The following is a 16,674-nucleotide window of genomic DNA, read 5'->3' on the forward strand; positions in this document are numbered from 1 at the left end:
CCGTGGATCATGTGTTCTATAGTGTGCAGTTCCGGCGCCTGTCCGCTGCTTTGACTTCGTCTTCCTACGGACGTTGCTGTGTCAGCAGGGAATGCGTCGACCGACAGGGAGGTGGAGCATGAAATCGGTATCGGGCGTTCTCGTTCTGCTGCTCCTGGCGCTGACCGGGTGCGACGGAGAGGGCGACAACGAGACAGGCGAGCCGGAAGCACGCGTCGTCAAGCTAATGGAAGTGGGTGCCCAAACCCATGTGCCGAGCCGGCGCTTCGTGGGGCGGGTGGAGGCCGTACGGACCGTCGACCTGTCGTTTCGCGTCGGCGGCCAACTGGTCGAGCTGCCGCCACGCCAGGGCGAGGTGATTCCTCGCGGCGAGACGATCGCAAGGCTCGACACCACCGACTATGAGCTGGCGGCCAGACGTGCCGAGGCCGAGTATGAGCTGGCCCGTCGCGAGATGCAGCGTACCCGGCAGCTGCTCGAGAGCCACTCGGTTTCCCAGTCGACCTTCGACGAGGTGCGCACCCACTACGAGCTCGCCGACGTGCAGCGAGACAGTGCCCGCCAAGATCTCTCCTACACCTCGATCGAGGCGCCGTTCGATGCGCTCGTCACGCGCCGCCTGGTGGAGAACCACAGCAACGTCCCCCCCAATACCGCCGTCGTCCGCGTCCAGGACGTGACGGAGCTCCGGGTCAAGATCAACGTTCCCGAATCGCTCATTCGCCATGTGGACGAACCGGATCGCTTCGTCGTCGAGGCGGAGCTGCTCTCCCAGCCGGGGAAGCGCTTTTCCCTGGCGTATCGCGAGCATGTCACGGAGCCGGACGAAGTGGCGCAGACCTATGAGGTCGATTTCGCCATCGTCGATCATGAGCAGAGCGATGCACGGCCCGGCATGACGGCGTCGGTGTCAGTCTCGCTGGTCGATGCGGTCGAGCACGGCGCGCTGCTGATTCCCGTCGACGCCTTGGACAAGGACAGCAACGGCGACTTCCGTGTTTGGGTCTATCGCGCCGAAGAGCGGCGCGTTGAACCGCGGCAGGTCGTGGTAGGCGAAATACGCGGCGAGACGGTGCCGGTTCTCGCTGGTCTGCAACAGGGTGAGCGCATCGTGGCCGCAGGCTCTCACCTGCTGACCGAGGATGTTCGCGTACGACCCATGGAAGCGAACCTCTAGCCCGGGAGCACGATATGGATATCGCCAAGTCGTCCATCGAGCGGCCGATTCTCACCTGGCTGATCGTTGTCGTCTGCCTGTTCGGCGGGCTCTGGGGATTCGCCAACCTGGGCAAGCTCGAAGACCCCTCGTTCACCATTCCCAACGCCATCATCAACACGCCGTACCCCGGCGCCACCGCGCAGGAAGTCGAGGAGGAAGTCACCGAGCGCCTGGAGATGGCCATCCAGGAACTGCAACAGATCGACCTGATCGAGTCGGTCTCGATGCCGGGACGCTCGGAGATCGAGGTCGAGGTAGCTTCGACCTATCGCAGCCACGAGCTGCCGCAGATCTGGGACGAGCTTCGGCGAAAAGTCAACGATGCCCAGGACGACCTGCCGCAAGGGGCCTTGCCCTCCCAGGTCAACGACGATTTCGGCGAGGTCTACGGCATCTTCTATGCCGTGACCGCGCCCGGCTACTCGCTTGACGAGATCCGCGACATTTCGCGCTTTCTGCAGCGTGAAGTGCTGACGGTTCCCAACGTGGCTCGGGTGGCGACGGCGGGCGAGCGTGAGGAGACGATCTACATCGAGATACCCAACGAGCGTCTGACCACGCTGGGTATCCCCATCGATCACGTCATCAATACGATCCAGACCGAAAACCAGGTCACTCAAGCGGGGTCGATGCGCATCGGCGACAATCATGTACGGATCGTGGCGCGTGCCGGCGTGGATAGCGTGGCCAACATCGAGGCGATCCGTATCGGGCGTCCCGGTACCACCGAGCAGGTCTCATTGATCGATATCGCCAATGTCTACCGGCAGCCCGAGGAAGTGCCCGATCACCTGATCCGCCATGACGGCGAATCGGCCTTCACTCTGGCCGTGGCCGGGGTGGCCGAGGCCAATATCGTCGAGGTGGGCAAGGCGGTGGAGCGGCATCTGGCATCGCTCGAAGGGCGCATTCCGCTCGGCGTCGAACTCCACCCCATCTACGAGCAGCACCATGTGGTCGACGAGGCGATCAACGATTTCCTGATCAATCTGGCGACCTCGGTCGCCATCGTGATCGGCGTGCTCTGCCTGTTCATGGGCTGGCGCGTCGGCATGGTAGTCGGCTCGACGCTGTTGCTGACCGTGCTCGGCACGCTGTTTTTCATGTGGATCTTCGAGATCGAGATGGAACGGGTCTCGCTGGGGGCATTGATCATCGCCATGGGCATGCTGGTCGATAACGCCATCGTCGTGGCCGAGGGCATGCTGATCGACATGCAGCGTGGCCAGCCCGTCAAGCAGGCCGCCAGCGATGCCGCCAGACGTACCCAGATCCCGCTGCTGGGTGCCACCGTCATCGGCATTCTGGCCTTTTCCGGCATCGGCCTGTCGGATGACGTCACCGGCGAGTTCCTGTTCTCCCTGTTTGCGGTGATTGCGATTTCGCTGCTGCTGAGCTGGGTGCTGGCCATCACCGTCACGCCGCTGTTCGGTTTCTATCTGTTTCGCGGGGCACGGATCCAGAGCGACGGTGACCCCCACGCCGGCTGGCTCTATCGTCTGTATGCCCGCTTTCTCGGGCTGGCGCTGCGTCTGCGCGGGTTGACCGTCATGCTGCTGGTCGCGATCACGGTCGCCTGCGCTTGGGGGTTCTCCTTCGTCTCGCAGTCGTTCTTCCCCGACTCGAACACGCCGATGTTCTACGTCAATTACGCGCTACCCCAAGGCAGCGATATCCGCGCCACTCGCCGCGATGCCGAGCGGATTGAAGCCTATCTGCTGGAGAAACCCGGGGTCGAGCACGTCTCGACCTTCGTCGGGCGAGGGGCGACACGCTTCATGCTGACCTACGCGCCGGAACAGCCCGACCCGGCCTACGCACAATTTCTCGTGCGAGCCGAAAGCCTCGAGCGCATCGACGAGCTCGCCCCTGACGTCTATGCCGAACTTGGCGTCGAGTTTCCCGAGGCGCGGGTACGCACCCAGCGTATCCAGTTCGGCCCGGGAGCGGGCGCCCAGATCGAGGCTCGCTTTCACGGTAGCAACCCGGCCGTGCTGCGTCAGTTGGCCGACGAGGCACAAGGCATCATGCGAGCAAGCGACAGCCTGATCGACGTACGGCATGATTGGCGCGAGCAGGAAACCGTCGTGGTGCCGCAGTTCAATGAGGAGCGGGCGCGTATCGCCGGTGTGACGCGTGACGAGTTGGCCCAGACGCTGGAGTTCGCCTCATCCGGGGTGCGCACCGGCACCTATCGAGAAGGCGATCATCTGATCCCCATCGTGGCACGCCCGCCCGACGAGGAGCGACACGACGTCTCGCGGCTCGAGGATCGCCTGGTATGGAGCAGCGCCGAGCAGCGATTCATCCCTATTGCCCAGGTGGTCGACGCTTTCGATACGCAGAGCGAGGAAGCGCTGATCCACCGTCGCAACCGCGTGCGCACGCTGACGGTGCAAGCCGACCCTGCCGAGGGCATCACCGCAGCGGCCGCGCTCTCCACGGTGCGCGAGGCGATCGACGCCATGCCGTTGCCGCCGGGGTATTCGTTGTCGTGGGGCGGCGAATACGAGAATTCATCCGACGCCCAGGCGTCGTTGGGGCGGCAATTGCCGCTGAGCTTCGTGGCGATGCTGCTGGTGTCGATCCTTCTGTTCGGCAAGCTGCGTCAGCCGTTGATCGTCTGGCTGGTCGTACCGATGTCGATCTGCGGCGTGGTGATGGGGCTGCTGCTGACCGGGCTGCCGTTCTCGTTCACGGCGCTATTGGGAATGCTCAGCCTCTCGGGCATGCTGATGAAGAATGCCATCGTGCTGGTCGATGAGATCGATGCGCAGATCGGCTCGGGCAAGATGCGCCTGAACGCGCTGATCGATGCCAGCATCAGCCGCCTGCGTCCTGTGGCACTGGCGGCCGGCACGACCATTCTCGGCATGCTGCCGTTGCTGACCGATGCCTTTTTCAACAGCATGGCGGTCACGATCATGGGCGGTCTGGCCTTTGCCTCGCTGCTGACCTTGTTGGCTGTCCCGGTGTTCTACTCGTTGCTTTTCAACATCCCCTATCGGCGAGCCAGCGCCAGGGAGAAGGGTGAGCGCGAGGATGTGGACGGAGTCGAGTGAACGGGGGAGTGAGCCGCCGTATCGGGCGACGCCTCCTCATCGGGGCCCGCATATTGTCGATAGGGTAGCGAAGGACGCGGGCAGCCTGCACGCCCGGCTTCGAGCCCGTCTTGCAGCACGACTTGCCACTGGTCGGGCTGGGAGTCGGATGGGGGGGCGGCCTGCAGGTGAGGTGCCAGGATCGGCACCATGCCCTTCAGTACCTGCACCGGCAGGGCGGAAGTGAAGCGGAAATTGTCTGCCGCGTCGCCCGCGACGTAGGCGGTCAGGGTCCCGAAGTGATCCTCACCGAGATAAAACACGAAGGTAGCCGTGCGGTTGCGCGCGCGCGACTCGATGATATGGCCATGTCGGGTCACGGTCTCGATGCGATTGTCCCCGGTGCCGGTCTTTCCTCCCAAGGTGAGCGTGTTCCCGTCGGTGTCCGTAAAGCTGCCTTGCAGACGCCGAGCGGTACCGCTTTCCACCACGTCCGCCAGCGCTTCGCGCAGGATGGCGGCTACCTCTGGCGCCATGACCTGGCGGGAACGTCCGTCCACCGGCAGGAAACGGGTTTCATAGGGGGTTTCGGCGGCGAAGTGCAGCTCGTCGATGCGCAGGGTAGGCAGCTGTATGCCATCGTTGAGAATGATCCCCATCAGCTCGGCCAGCGCCGCCGGGCGATCGCCGGAAGCGCCTACGGCAGTCGCCAACGACGGCACCAGTTGGCCGAACGGATAACCCAATCGCTGCCAGCGCTCCTGTATGTCGATGAACGCCTCGACTTCCAGCATGGTGCGGATACGCACGTCGCGAGCGCTTCGATGGCGTGTGCGGAACAGCCAGCCATACACTTCCTGGCGCTCCTCGGCGCTGGCGGTGACGGCTTCGTCAAGGCCTGCCTCCGGTCGGTCGAGCAAGAAACCCAGGAGCCACAGTTCCAGTGGATGCACCTTGGCGATATACCCTTGGTCCGTCAGGGTGTGGTGGTGCGGCGCGTAGCGCTCATAGAGGGCGTCGATGCTGCGTGCATCGGGCATGGCATCGGCCGGCAGCCATTCAGCGAGAAAGGCGGCGAACCCATCGCGGTCGGTTTCAGGAAAGAGATACCGATGCACCGCCGCCAGGCGTGAAGGGGTGCGCTTCAGCCCACCGACGAACGCATGCAGGCGCTCATCGCTATCCAGCTTGCGGTACTTGCTCCAGAAGCGCTGAAGGAAGGTGCGCCCCTCGCGGTCGGCGAACCGGCGCAGGTACGCCTCGCGGCGCGGGTCGCTGTCGTCCTCGAGCAGCGAGGAGCGCGGCTCCTCATGATGAATGCTGTAGCGCACCAGATCCCGCATCAGGCGAATGAACGGCAGGTTGAGCGATTCGCGCATGGCCTCGGTGAGTGTTGCATGGCGGCCATTGTCGTCACGGCGGAAGTTACTGAACGTATGGCGTCCGCCACCGGTGAAGAAGGCTTCGGCCGGATTCGCCGAATACCGACGCTGCATGGCGTCGGCGAGGAGCGTTTCGAGAGGGGTGTCGGGCGTTTCGATGAGCCGATCCAGCACCCAGCGGCTCAGCACGTCTTGTCGATCCACTTCGACTGCCCCCAACATCTCGACGCTTTGGCCGACATGTCGCTCATGCAGCTCCGCAATGACTTCGAGATAGTGCGCGATCACCCGCAGCTTGGCGGTGGAGCCGAGCTCCAGCTTGCTGCCCTGGTTGATGTCGAAAGGCTGGTCGGTATTGTCGGTCTGCACGCGCACCAGGAAACCGGCGTCCGTTCGCTCGAACAAGGTGAAACTGTAGCGTACGTCCTCGGTGCTCTCGGGCGAGAGCATCCGCTCGCCCAGCAGCCCGATCTCGGCGGCGAATGCGGGATCGGCGAGGCGATGCAGGTAGCCGGTGACTTCACGCTGGAGCGTGCCATCGAGCGTGGTTCGCGCCGAAAGATCGAGGCGGTCCAGGTCGTAGAGCGGTACGCCCAGCAACCCGGCGAGTCGTTGCCGAGCGACTCGGAGTCCACGGTCCGGCGCTACGCCCAGGTTGAACGGCTGGCGCTGCAGGTCCCGGAACGACAGGCGCTGGGCCAGTGCCGCTTGGGCGAGGTGGGTGGGCACGATGCCTTCGTCGACAAGCAGACGCAGGTAGCTGTCGGTCAACCGCTCCAGCGCCTGGCGCCCTTCCGACAAATACCAGGAGGGTCGTCGTTGCGCGATCATCAAAGCGACCACTTGGCGCAAGGCCAGCCCCTGCTCGTCACGAGCATCGATGTCGTCGAGACCATTGGCCAAGCGGCGGTTGAGCGTCTCGAAGTCCGCGCCGAACCAGGCCCACAGGCCGTCGCCCAGACCGTGCACCTCACCGTAGCCCGGCGCTGCCGACAGCGGAACGGAATTGAGGTAGTCGAGCGCCACGTCCTGGCGAGCCGTGAGCGTCTGGGGCCCATGGCGGTAACTGCGGACGCTGGCCGACACCATCTGACGCAGCTTTTCGCGCGGCGATCCCGTCAGTCCGCGTGGCGAATGACGGTACTTCTCCAACTGGGTCGCCAGCGTGCTGCCGCCCGCCGCCTGGCCGGGCAGGTCCAGCGCGCGGCCGACTTGGGAAATGGCCGCCTTGGTGAAGCGTGGCCAGTCCACTGCGGGATTGACGTAAGGGCTGCTGTTATCCAGCAACTGGCGATTCTCGATAAAGAGCAGTACCTGCAGTACCAAGGGGGGAATGGCTTCGAAGTGAGAGTATTGACGCTGCGGATGGCGGAAACGGTACAGCGTATCCCCGCGACACTCCGTCAGGGTCAGGCCGGCCTGGGTCTTTTCCGGATAAGGGGGAAAGAAACCCCAGCGGGCATAGTCGAGCAGGGCGGGTGAAAAACGCGCCTGTTCGGTGATTTCGTAGCCGCGCGAATAAAGACGGTTTTCGAAATCCGGCAACCGGGTGTACCCCAAGCGCTGATCGAACGGGCCGTGATCGGGATACTCGATGCTGTCGCTCTTGCCTGGACTGATGGCATAGCGCAGCGTGGCCGCATAGCGCGACAGCTCTTGTGCCTGGAAGTGGGACGTCTTGGCCTCGGCCACCAGCAGCGTGGCCAGGGTAATGCCGAACAAAACGAGCAGCACGCCAAGGACGATCCACCAATAGCGATGGCTGACGTCCGGGCGTGTTGCCGGCTCGAGCCGCGGTTCCTCGAGAAAAGGAGAACGGGGCTTGAGCGACTCGCCACCTTCAAGCCACGACACGTCGGACGTCCCCCGGCGTGACGAAGAACCGCGCGCACCCATGCGTCACTCCCACCCGACCGCGACTTATAGTTTTGTTTTTAGCTCAGTCGGACAGAGCAATAAAGAGCGGTTACAAAAAAGAGTCGTGACGTCATCGTGCAATGAACGCAAAAGGGATCAGTCGTTTCGATAAACGCCGAAGTGAGTCAACCCCCGATCGTGCAAGTGCAGCGCTTGCATGCGGCTCATGACGCCCTGGTCGCAATAGAGCAGATAATGGCGATCGTTGGGGAGGGCTTCGGCGCGTGACGGCAATTCGAAGAAGGGGATCTCCAGGCATTCGACATTCCCGAGCGATAGCGGTGCCGCCTCTCGCTCGGACGGCGGGCGGATATCGATCACGCTGATCGGCACATCGTGCGCCACCGCCTGCAGGTCGCTGATGACGTCGAGGGTGGCGTCTCCGGATGCCAACGGCTCCATGAGGCGATCGGAGCGGGTCGTGACCGCATTCGCGACCGCAGCGTCCAGCACGCCAAAATCGAAGTTGGCCTCGGCGTCGATCACCTTGTCGCGGCGGGCTTGCGTGTTGGGTCGCTGGGAGACGGCTCCGCATACCTCCGGCATGGTTTCGGCGAAGCGCGCGGTACCGATCCGCCGAGCGGTATCGATGATGGCCTGCTTATCTTCGGCGATCAACGGACGCAGAATCGGGAGTTCGCTGGCCTCGTCGATGAGGACCAGGTTGGTCAGGCTCTGGCTCGACACCTGCGCGATGGCATCGCCGGTCACCAGCATGGGGATTCGCGAGCGTGCCGCGATGCGGCTGGCTGCGCGCACCATCATGCGCTTCAGCACGACGCCGATCAGCCCATCGGGAATGCGGCGCTGAAGCTCCCCCACCACGCCCTCGAAGGGGACCGAGATGAACTTGATCCGGTGCGATCGGCCGTAGGTCTCCCAGAGATGATGGGAGACCTCGCGAACGGCCGCTTCATGGCCGGCGCCGCCGAGTTCGAAGAACAACAGGTGGGTCTTGATGCCACGACGCATCATCTTCCAGGTGGCAACCGGCGAATCGTAACCGCCCGAGATCAGCGACAGGGCCTGGCCCTGAAGCCCCAGCGGATAGCCGCCAAGCCCAGGCCAGCGCTGGCGCACCAGGCGCAGCCGATCGTCGGCCACCTCCACGCGGACGTCCACGTCGGGGTGTTTCAGCTGCACTCGTGAGCCGGGGGCGGCATCCAGCAGTTCGCGCCCAAGATGACGCTCCAACTGATCGGATGAGAAGTCATGTTCCCCGCGGCGTTTCACCGTGACACGGAAGGAACGGCCGGCAATGGCTTCGCGCCACACCGGCACCAGGCGCTCGGTGGTATCGGCAAAGGAGTGGAACGGAACGTCTTCGACGCTTTGAATCTCATGAATGCCTGGGATGTGGCAAAGCATTTCCTCGAGCTGGCGGCGCCATTCGGAAGTGGCATCGCTCGGGATTCTCACTTTCAGGGCATCCCAGCCGCCCTGGACATCCAGAGCGTCGCCGAGAGGACGAAGCACGTTGCGGATATTGCCCACCAGGCAGCGGGTCATCTGGCGCCGCACGGGGCGCGACTTGATGGTGATCTCGGGAAACAGCTTAAGCAGGTAATACATGAGGCATGCACTTGTAAACGTTCTGGAAAACAATTGCTTGCCATTATACCAGAGGGAAATCCGTGAGGCCCGATCGGTTCCGGCGCGACCCGCACGGGGAAGGCGACGGGAAGCCGGGCGTTTCCGTGCCCGGCCTTGGGCGGCGCGCGGCCTCAGTAAAGGGCTTGTTCCTCGCTGATGACTTCTTTCAGCAACTCCAGAAAGAGCTTGTCGGCTTCCGAATGCTCCTGTGGATCCTCGGGGATGTGCACGCTGGTGGTAGCGGAGATTTCGTTGGCGATGCGAGCCATGACATCGTCGGGCTTCCCCTCGCCGAGGTGGCGGCGGGCGATCTCAAGCGAACTTTCGAGAATGCGGGGTTCCTGCAGCAGTTTCTTGATGAAACCGCGCAGTTCGTAGATGACGCGCGTCTTCTGGATCTCGGATGAAGCGGACATGGCGGTCTCCTCGTACTGTGGCCGTGTCGATATGAGCTGACGATAGCATGTTTGGCAGTGGCAGGAGAGCCGTCCGGCCAGCCGGGGGATGTGCTGAATGGGGCATAATCAACCACTTGGTGAAAGTCATCCGAAAGGTTGAAAGGCATGACCTGAAAAGGGTTGGCGAAAGCGAAAAGCTCAGTTACGCTAGCTTACAAAAGTACATAAAACGCATGACTGACGCGTGTCTGCGCCTGTTACGTAAACGTAACACGGTGGTGCGGCCAGCGAACCAGGCAAGACGCGTTTCGAGGAAATCGGGAAAGGATGCACCGTCCGGTCGACCGGATGAGCCCCGCCATAACAAGAACACAACCTCTACTGCCAGTCGGCCTCGCCGTACGCAAGCGGGCGGCTGAATCATGAACAGGGAACACCATGAAAACTATCATCGACCCATCTCATGCCCACCGGCTTACCAAGGCTGTCGTGGTGGGCGCCTCGTTGACGTTTCTGCCCATCGCCGCCGCCGTGGCGCAAACCCTGCCACCGGGCCTGGCGGCGCCGGGTTCCAGCGATCTCCCGCAAGTGGTCCGCCAGGCCCTGGTGACCAATCCCGAAGTCCAGGCCGCCTGGAACGGCCTCAGTGCGGCCGGCCATGACGCCGATGTGGCGCGCGGCAACTATCTGCCGAGCGTGGACCTGTCGGCCGGCATCGGCCTGGAGGCGCGAGAGGGAGATGGTCGTGGAAGCTACGATACGGATTTTGCCGAGTTGCGCCTCACCCAGATGATCTATGACGGCTTCGCCACCCGAAGCGACGTCGAACGGCTCGACCGTGCAGAGCTGGTGCGCTACTACGAACTGCTCGGTGCCAGTGAGAACGTGGCGCTGGAAGCCGCCCGCGCCTATCTGGACGTACGCCGCTACCGCGAGCTGGTAGGGCTGGCTCAAGGCAACTATGCCGATCACTTGCGTGTCTTCCACCAGATCGAGGAGCGCGTGCATTCCGGTGCAGGGCGTGGCGTCGACCTGGAGCAGATCAGCGGTCGCCTTGCGTTGGCGGAATCGAACCTGATGACCGAAGCGTCCAATCTGCATGATGTCACCGCACGCTACCAGCGCATCGTCGGTACGCTGCCGGCACAAGACCTGGCGCCGGTTCCGCCGCTCGACGATCGCCTGCCGCCTTCGGTAGCCGAGGCGGTCGATCTGGCATTCCAGGACAACCCCGATTTTCATGCCGCCATCGAGAACATCGAAGCGGCCCGTGCCGAACATTCGGGAACCCGTGCCGCTTTCCAGCCGCGTCTCGATCTGCGTGGCCGCACCGGGACCAACAATAACGAGACGGGTTACGATGGCTACGGCCGCCGCGACCGGCACAGCATCGAGTTGGTCGCGAGCATGAACCTGTATCGTGGCGGCAGCGACCTGGCCTCGTTCCGGGCCGCCAGCGATCGCGTGGAACAGGCGATCCATCAGCGCGACCTGGCTTGCACCAACGTGCGCCAGACCACTCAGATCGCTTATAACGACACCCGCCGTCTGCGCGAACAGCTTCGTTATCTCAACGAGCATCGCCAATCGATCGATCGGGTTCGCGGCGCCTATCAGCAGCAGTTCGACATCGGCCAGCGCACGCTGCTGGACGTCCTGGACAGCGAGAACGAATATTTCGAGGCCGGTCGCGCCTACATCAACGCCGAGTACGATATTGCCCTGGCCGATGCCCGTACGCTGGCCGCCATGGGGCAGCTCATGCAGGCGCTCGGGGTGGCGCGCGACGACATGCCGACCCTGGCGGAGCTGGGTAGCGAGGGCGTCGAGCTCGATCCGAGCACGCTCTGCCCGGTGGAAGGTCCCCAGGGCTTCACCCTTGCCGATTTCACGCGTGGTCTCAGCGTGCCGGCCCCGACCCGTGCCCCGGATCTCACGCTTTCCGCCGATGCGTTGTTTGCCACCAACAGTGCCGAGCTGGGGCCCGATTCGCGTCAGGCGCTGACCGAGCTGGCCGAGCGGATTCGCGCTCGTACCGATCTGGCTCGCGTGTTCATTGCCGGTCATGCCGACAGCACCGGTGGTGATGCGATCAACGATCCGCTCTCCCAGCGACGTGCCGACAGCGTAGCCGACTACCTGGTGAGTCAGGGTGTCGACCGCAGCCTGATAGAAACTCGTGGCTACGGCTCGCGCCGGTCGGTCGCCGGCAACGAGACCGTTGAAGGCCGCCGCCAGAATCGACGTGTGGAAGTCACCCTCGAGCGAGAGGGGGAAAATCTCGACATGACGGTCTGGCCGAGTGAAGCCAACGCAGCCGAGCTGGCGAGGACGAGCGCAGCCGAGGCATGGGCCACCGAGCGATCCGTGACGCGCCTCTACGCTGAGCTTGGCGACAACCGATCGATGACCACTGACATGGCGCTGGAGGTGAAGCCGGATACTTACCTCCAGGTCGTGGCGCTGCGTGATCCCACGAAAGCGGAACGGGTTGGCAACGAGCTGAGCGGAGCGCTCTCGCAGCCGTCACGCCTGGTCAGCGGGTCCGGCCTGCATCGGGTGCAGCTTGGACCGATTCCCGGCAACGCCGATCTGGCCGTCTTGCGCTCCGAACTCGAGCGCCTCGGTTATTCCGGCAGCTACGTCGTGCAGGGCTGAGAGGCCCAGGGCTGACGTCGCTCGCGTTCGACGTATCGCGCGCGACGTTCCGATACACCGTGCCCTGTGCCCGCCCGGCTCGTCGCCGGGCGGGTCTTACACCCCGAGGTCCACGTGACGCAGCAAGAAATTCTGGATGCCTCCCTGGGGCTCCCGCGTTCTGCGGTGCATGACGAACTGCTCGAATGCCTGCAGGCCGTGGCGCATGCCCACGACCATACGGCTACGGCCGATTCGCTGACTGCCGGTTTGCCCCTGGAAGAGGGGCGTCTCACCCCCGGCGTCTTTCCGCGTGCCGCCGCCAGGGCGGGCATGACGGCACGCATCGTCAAGAGCCGCCTGGTGCAACTCAATCCGGCCTTGTTCCCCGTGGTGTTGCTGCTCGAGCCCGGGCGCGCCTGTGTGCTGCAGGCCCTGGATCTCAAGGCACGTCGGGCGCAGGTCATCTTTCCCGAACTCGGCGACGCCATGGTCGAGGTCGAACTGGACGGTCTGGCGGACAGCTATAGCGGCCAGGCGATCTATGTTCGCCCGCGCTTCCGCTTCGATGCGCGTGGTCCGGAGGTCGGCAAGCAGCGCTCGCGCCACTGGTTCTGGGGCGTGATCCGCGAGAATCGCCGCCTCTACCGCGACGTCATCGCCGGCTCCGTGATCATCAATCTCTTCGCCGTGGCAATGCCGCTGTTCGTGCTCAACGTCTACGATCGGGTGGTGCCCAACCATGCCACCGAGACGCTGTGGGTACTGGCGGTAGGCATCTTCGTCGTCCTTTGCTTCGACCTGCTGCTGCGCCTGATGCGCAGCGCCTTCATCGACCTGGCCGCCAGCCGGGCCGATGTCAAGCTATCGTCGCGGATCATGGCGCAGGTCCTGGGCCTGCGCATGGAGGCACGTCCCACCTCGACGGGCTCCTTCGCTTCCACCCTGCAATCCTTCGAATCCGTACGCGCCTTCATCGGCTCGGCCACCGTGGTGGCTCTGGTCGACCTGCCTTTCGTGCTGTTCTTCGCGGCCATCATCGCGCTGATCGGGCCGCCGCTGGTGCTGCCGGTGCTGGCCGGTATCGTTTTCGTGCTGCTCTACGCCCTGGCTGCGCAGAGCAAGTTGCACGAACTCTCCGAAACTACCTGGCGGGTCAGTGCTCAGCGCAATGCCACGCTGGTCGAATCGTTGTCACATCTGGAAACGGTCAAGACGCTGCGCGCCGAGAGTCGCCTGCAGAGTTCTTGGGAAAAGGCCAGCGCCTTTCTCTCACGAACTTCCGCCCAATTGCGCCTGGTCAGTACCTCCGTTTCCAACGTGGCCATGTGGGCACAGCACACCGTGGCGGTGACAGTGATGCTGGTCGGCGTCTACCTGATCATCGAGGGCGATTTGACGCAGGGCGGCCTGATTGCCGCCTACATGCTGTCGTCTCGCGCCATGGCGCCGGTAAGCCAGGCGGCGGCGCTGCTGGCGCAATATCACCAATCGGCCACTGCGCTGCAGTCGCTCGAGGGGGTCATGCAACGTCCCGTGGAGCGGCCGGAAGGCAAGGCCTTCATCAGTCGTCCAGTGATTCGCGGCGAGATCCGTTTCGACAAGGTATCCCTGCGCTATCCGGACGAAGAGCGAGATGCGTTGCGCGACATTTCGCTGAAGATCGAGCCGGGCGAAAAGGTCGCGCTGCTCGGCCGAGTCGGCTGCGGGAAAACCACGGTCAACAAACTTCTTCTGGGCCTGTACGCGCCCACGGCAGGCGCGATCACTCTCGACGGTGTCGATCTGCGCCAGTTCGATCCGGTGCAGCTGCGTCGTCACGTCGGCTATGTGCCCCAGGATGTCAGCCTGTTCTTCGGTTCACTGCGTGACAACATCGTGGCCGGAGGCGGCAGCGACGGCATCGATGACGAATCGCTGTTGAGGGCGGTTCACCTCAGCGGATTGGAAGACCTGGTCAATAGCCACCCCCAAGGCATCGACCTGCAGGTGGGCGAGCGCGGTCAGATGTTGTCCGGCGGGCAGCGTCAGGCCGTCGCGATCGCGCGGGCATTGGTCCACGACCCGCAGATACTGCTGCTCGACGAACCCACCAGCTCGATGGACCACGCCAGCGAGGAGGCCTTCAAGACCAGCCTCAAGCAGTACGGAGAGGGCAAGACGATGCTGGTGGTGACCCATCGGACCTCGCTGCTGTCGCTGGTCGACCGCATCATCGTTATCGATGCCGGCAAGGTGGTCGCGGATGGACCGCGTGACAAGGTGGTGGAAGCCTTGCGCAAGGGCCAGATCGGGAGAGCCGGCTAATGGCGACGGAGCAGGCGAAAGCAAGCAAGAGCGCCGAGCAGCAGGGCTTCGAAGCGATCGGCCGCTTTTCCGACGTGGGCGGCAAGGCGTTTCGGCCCTTCATTGATCGTTTATTCGCCAAGCGCGTCACCTCCGCGCATCTCAATCGAGACTGGAGTAGCGATGCCGACTGGGCGCGGTTGCAGCAGGACCCCATGCGGGCTCGTGCCCTCCTGTATCTCGTGCTGTGCGCCGTCGCCGCTCTCGTGATGTGGGCCTATTTCGCTTCGATCGACGAGGTGACGCGTGGCGTCGGCCGCGTCATCCCGTCGAGCCAACTGCAGAAGGTACAGTCCTTCGACGGTGGAGTGGTTCAAGAGATCCTGGTGCGCGAAGGGCAGTTCGTCGACGCGGGCCAGGTGCTGATGCGTATCGATCCCACCCGTTTCGTGGCCCATTTTCGTGAAAACCGTGCCCAGGCCTTGGCCCTGCGGGCAAGGGCCGAGCGGCTGCGTGCTCTGGTGACCGACACCGCCTTCGACCCCGACGAGACACTGCGTACCGAAGCGCCCGAGATCGTCGCCCAGGAGCGCGCGGTGTACGAGAGCCGGCGCGAGGAGATGCGCGAGCAGGAGAGCATTCTGCGCGATCGTATCCGCCAGCGCGAGGAAGAACTCAATGAAGCCGAGGCGCGACGTGACACCGCCCAACGCGAGGCCAACATGGCCAGCCAGGAGTTGAACCTGACCCGTCCGCTGCTGCAGTCGGGAGCGGTATCGGAGGTCGATATCCTGCGGCTGGAGCGAGAGGTGTCCCGCGCTACCGGTGAACGCAATCAGGCGGCGGCCGCGGTGGCGCGCCTCGAGGCTGCCGTCGAGGAAGCGCGCACCCAGCTACGTGAACTCGGTGCCGAACGGCGCAGCGAATGGCGCAATGACCTGGCCCAGACGCTCGGTGATCTCAGTGCGTTGGACGAATCGAGCGCGGGACTCCAGGACCGGGTCAGGCTGGCTGAGGTTCGTTCACCGGTGGACGGGGTGGTCCAGCGGTTGGGTATCACGACGCTCGGTGGTGTGGTGCAACCCGGTCAGGAGGTCGTGGACATCGTGCCCAGCGGCGACCAGTTGCTGGTCGAGGCGCGCATCGCCCCGCAGGATATTGCCTTCCTCCGCCCTGGGCAGCCCGCCACCATCAAGCTCACCGCTTACGACTTCGCCATCTTCGGCGGGCTGGAGGCGGAGCTCGACCATATCAGCGCGGACACCATCACCGACGACAAGGACAACACCTTCTATCTGGTGCGGGTGAGGACGCTGGAGGGCGAAGGCCTGGGCAGCGATATCCAGGTCATACCCGGCATGACGGCCCAGGTCGACATCATGACGGGCAAACGCACCGTGATGCAGTTCATGCTCAAGCCTGTCCTGCGGGCGTGGAGCGATTCCATGGGAGAACGCTGATGGTTCATCTCTTCGTCAGTCGCAGGCGCGACGAAATCCCTCGCTGGCGCAGCGCTTTTCCTGATGCCCGTCTCGTCAATGCCGACCAGGCGCGCGTCATGGCGACGGCCGGCGATAGAATCTGGCTCATGACCGACTGTCCCGAATGGTCGCCATTGGCTTCCTACCTGGCGAGCCGAAACGTCATCGTGGTCGTGATGGCCTTGTCGCCGAGCGATCAAGAGGCGCTGCAAGCGCTGCAGGCCGGAGCCCGAGGTTACATCCATGCACTCTCACCGGCCGAGTTGCTGCAGCAAGTGGCGCTGGTGACCGGCAATCAGGGAATCTGGGTGCCTACCGAGCTGCTCAGTCGTGTGCTTGGCGCCACCTTCAAGGGGCTGGGGGGCGCCGAGCGACTACCCCGCGAGAGCCTGACGACCTTGACGGAACGTGAGCGAGCCGTGGCGATGGCGGTTGCGGAGGGGCTCAGCAACAAGGCAGTGGCGCGTCAGCTCGACATTACCGAGCGAACGGTCAAGGCCCATCTGGGGGCCGTGTTCCGCAAGCTGGCCGTACGCGACCGCATGCAACTGGTGCTCATGCTGGCGAGGCAGGATGAGCGGGTTTCCTGAGGATGGCTCCCTAACACGCGCCCTGTCCTTCGGTCCAATATTCTTGTCACGGAACGTAACTTAATGTGACGCCATGAACAGAAAAAGCCTCAGCGAGTCGGGGCGATAACAAGCCGAAGAAACAGGGAGC

At 63.8% G+C, this 16,674-nt stretch carries 9 protein-coding genes; 6 read left to right on the plus strand and 3 right to left on the minus strand.

The features are described from left to right. Nucleotides 1–118 precede the first annotated feature (118 nt). Nucleotides 119–1,177 carry an efflux RND transporter periplasmic adaptor subunit gene (locus tag F0A17_RS02545; RefSeq protein ID WP_149326756.1) on the plus strand — a complete coding sequence of 353 codons (1,059 nt, stop codon included), beginning with the start codon at nucleotides 119–121 and terminating at the stop codon, nucleotides 1,175–1,177. Nucleotides 1,178–1,191: 14 nt separating this feature from the next. Continuing rightward, nucleotides 1,192–4,281, plus strand: a complete 3,090-nt coding sequence (locus F0A17_RS02550; protein WP_149326757.1) for an efflux RND transporter permease subunit — start codon at nucleotides 1,192–1,194, stop codon at nucleotides 4,279–4,281. On the opposite strand, the gene F0A17_RS02555 is transcribed toward F0A17_RS02550, so the two are convergent. The 3 genes from F0A17_RS02555 to F0A17_RS02565 all read right to left on the minus strand — a co-directional run bounded on the left by F0A17_RS02555 (nucleotide 4,221) and on the right by F0A17_RS02565 (nucleotide 9,568). After that, a complete protein-coding gene (locus F0A17_RS02555) occupies nucleotides 4,221–7,496 on the minus strand; it encodes a transglycosylase domain-containing protein (protein WP_223111490.1) in 3,276 nt (1,091 codons plus the stop codon). The two genes, F0A17_RS02550 and F0A17_RS02555, sit on opposite strands and share 61 nt — an antisense overlap. Nucleotides 7,497–7,655: 159 nt before the next feature. Next, a complete protein-coding gene (thiI, locus tag F0A17_RS02560) occupies nucleotides 7,656–9,131 on the minus strand; it encodes a tRNA uracil 4-sulfurtransferase ThiI (protein ID WP_149326759.1) in 1,476 nt (491 codons plus the stop codon). A 152-nt stretch (nucleotides 9,132–9,283) separates the two neighbouring features. Beyond that, complete coding sequence (locus F0A17_RS02565) at nucleotides 9,284–9,568, minus strand: hypothetical protein (protein ID WP_149326760.1); 285 nt, start codon at nucleotides 9,566–9,568, stop codon at nucleotides 9,284–9,286. 420 nt (nucleotides 9,569–9,988) lie between these two features. Here F0A17_RS02565 and F0A17_RS02570 point away from each other — a divergent pair, with 420 nt between their 5' ends. From F0A17_RS02570 to F0A17_RS02585, 4 genes are all read left to right on the plus strand, one after another. Next, nucleotides 9,989–12,208 (plus strand): TolC family outer membrane protein, encoded by a 2,220-nt coding sequence (locus F0A17_RS02570; protein WP_149326761.1) that lies wholly within the window; start codon nucleotides 9,989–9,991, stop codon nucleotides 12,206–12,208. A gap of 114 nt (nucleotides 12,209–12,322) precedes the next feature. Continuing rightward, nucleotides 12,323–14,494 (plus strand): type I secretion system permease/ATPase, encoded by a 2,172-nt coding sequence (locus F0A17_RS02575; protein WP_149326762.1) that lies wholly within the window; start codon nucleotides 12,323–12,325, stop codon nucleotides 14,492–14,494. Beyond that, nucleotides 14,494–15,933, plus strand: a complete 1,440-nt coding sequence (locus F0A17_RS02580; RefSeq protein WP_149326763.1) for an HlyD family type I secretion periplasmic adaptor subunit — start codon at nucleotides 14,494–14,496, stop codon at nucleotides 15,931–15,933. The genes F0A17_RS02575 and F0A17_RS02580 overlap by 1 nt, the downstream gene beginning before the upstream one ends. Beyond that, nucleotides 15,933–16,544 carry a response regulator transcription factor gene (locus F0A17_RS02585; RefSeq protein WP_149326764.1) on the plus strand — a complete coding sequence of 204 codons (612 nt, stop codon included), beginning with the start codon at nucleotides 15,933–15,935 and terminating at the stop codon, nucleotides 16,542–16,544. Before F0A17_RS02580 ends, F0A17_RS02585 begins: the two co-directional genes overlap by 1 nt. The last annotated feature ends 130 nt before the right edge of the window (nucleotides 16,545–16,674 follow it).

The sequence above is a fragment of the Billgrantia pellis genome, from assembly GCF_008297955.1.
Lineage (GTDB): Bacteria > Pseudomonadota > Gammaproteobacteria > Pseudomonadales > Halomonadaceae > Halomonas > Halomonas pellis.

Bases quoted from the DNA above. Each gene is read 5' to 3' on its own strand.
- F0A17_RS02545 (WP_149326756.1), top strand. From the start codon at position 119: ATGAAATCGGTATCGGGCGTTCTCGTTCTGCTGCTCCTGGCGCTGACC.
- thiI (WP_149326759.1), bottom strand. From the start codon at position 9,131: ATGTATTACCTGCTTAAGCTGTTTCCCGAGATCACCATCAAGTCGCGC.
- F0A17_RS02580 (WP_149326763.1), top strand. From the start codon at position 14,494: ATGGCGACGGAGCAGGCGAAAGCAAGCAAGAGCGCCGAGCAGCAGGGC.
- F0A17_RS02565 (WP_149326760.1), bottom strand. From the start codon at position 9,568: ATGTCCGCTTCATCCGAGATCCAGAAGACGCGCGTCATCTACGAACTG.
- F0A17_RS02585 (WP_149326764.1), top strand. From the start codon at position 15,933: ATGGTTCATCTCTTCGTCAGTCGCAGGCGCGACGAAATCCCTCGCTGG.
- F0A17_RS02550 (WP_149326757.1), top strand. From the start codon at position 1,192: ATGGATATCGCCAAGTCGTCCATCGAGCGGCCGATTCTCACCTGGCTG.
- F0A17_RS02570 (WP_149326761.1), top strand. From the start codon at position 9,989: ATGAAAACTATCATCGACCCATCTCATGCCCACCGGCTTACCAAGGCT.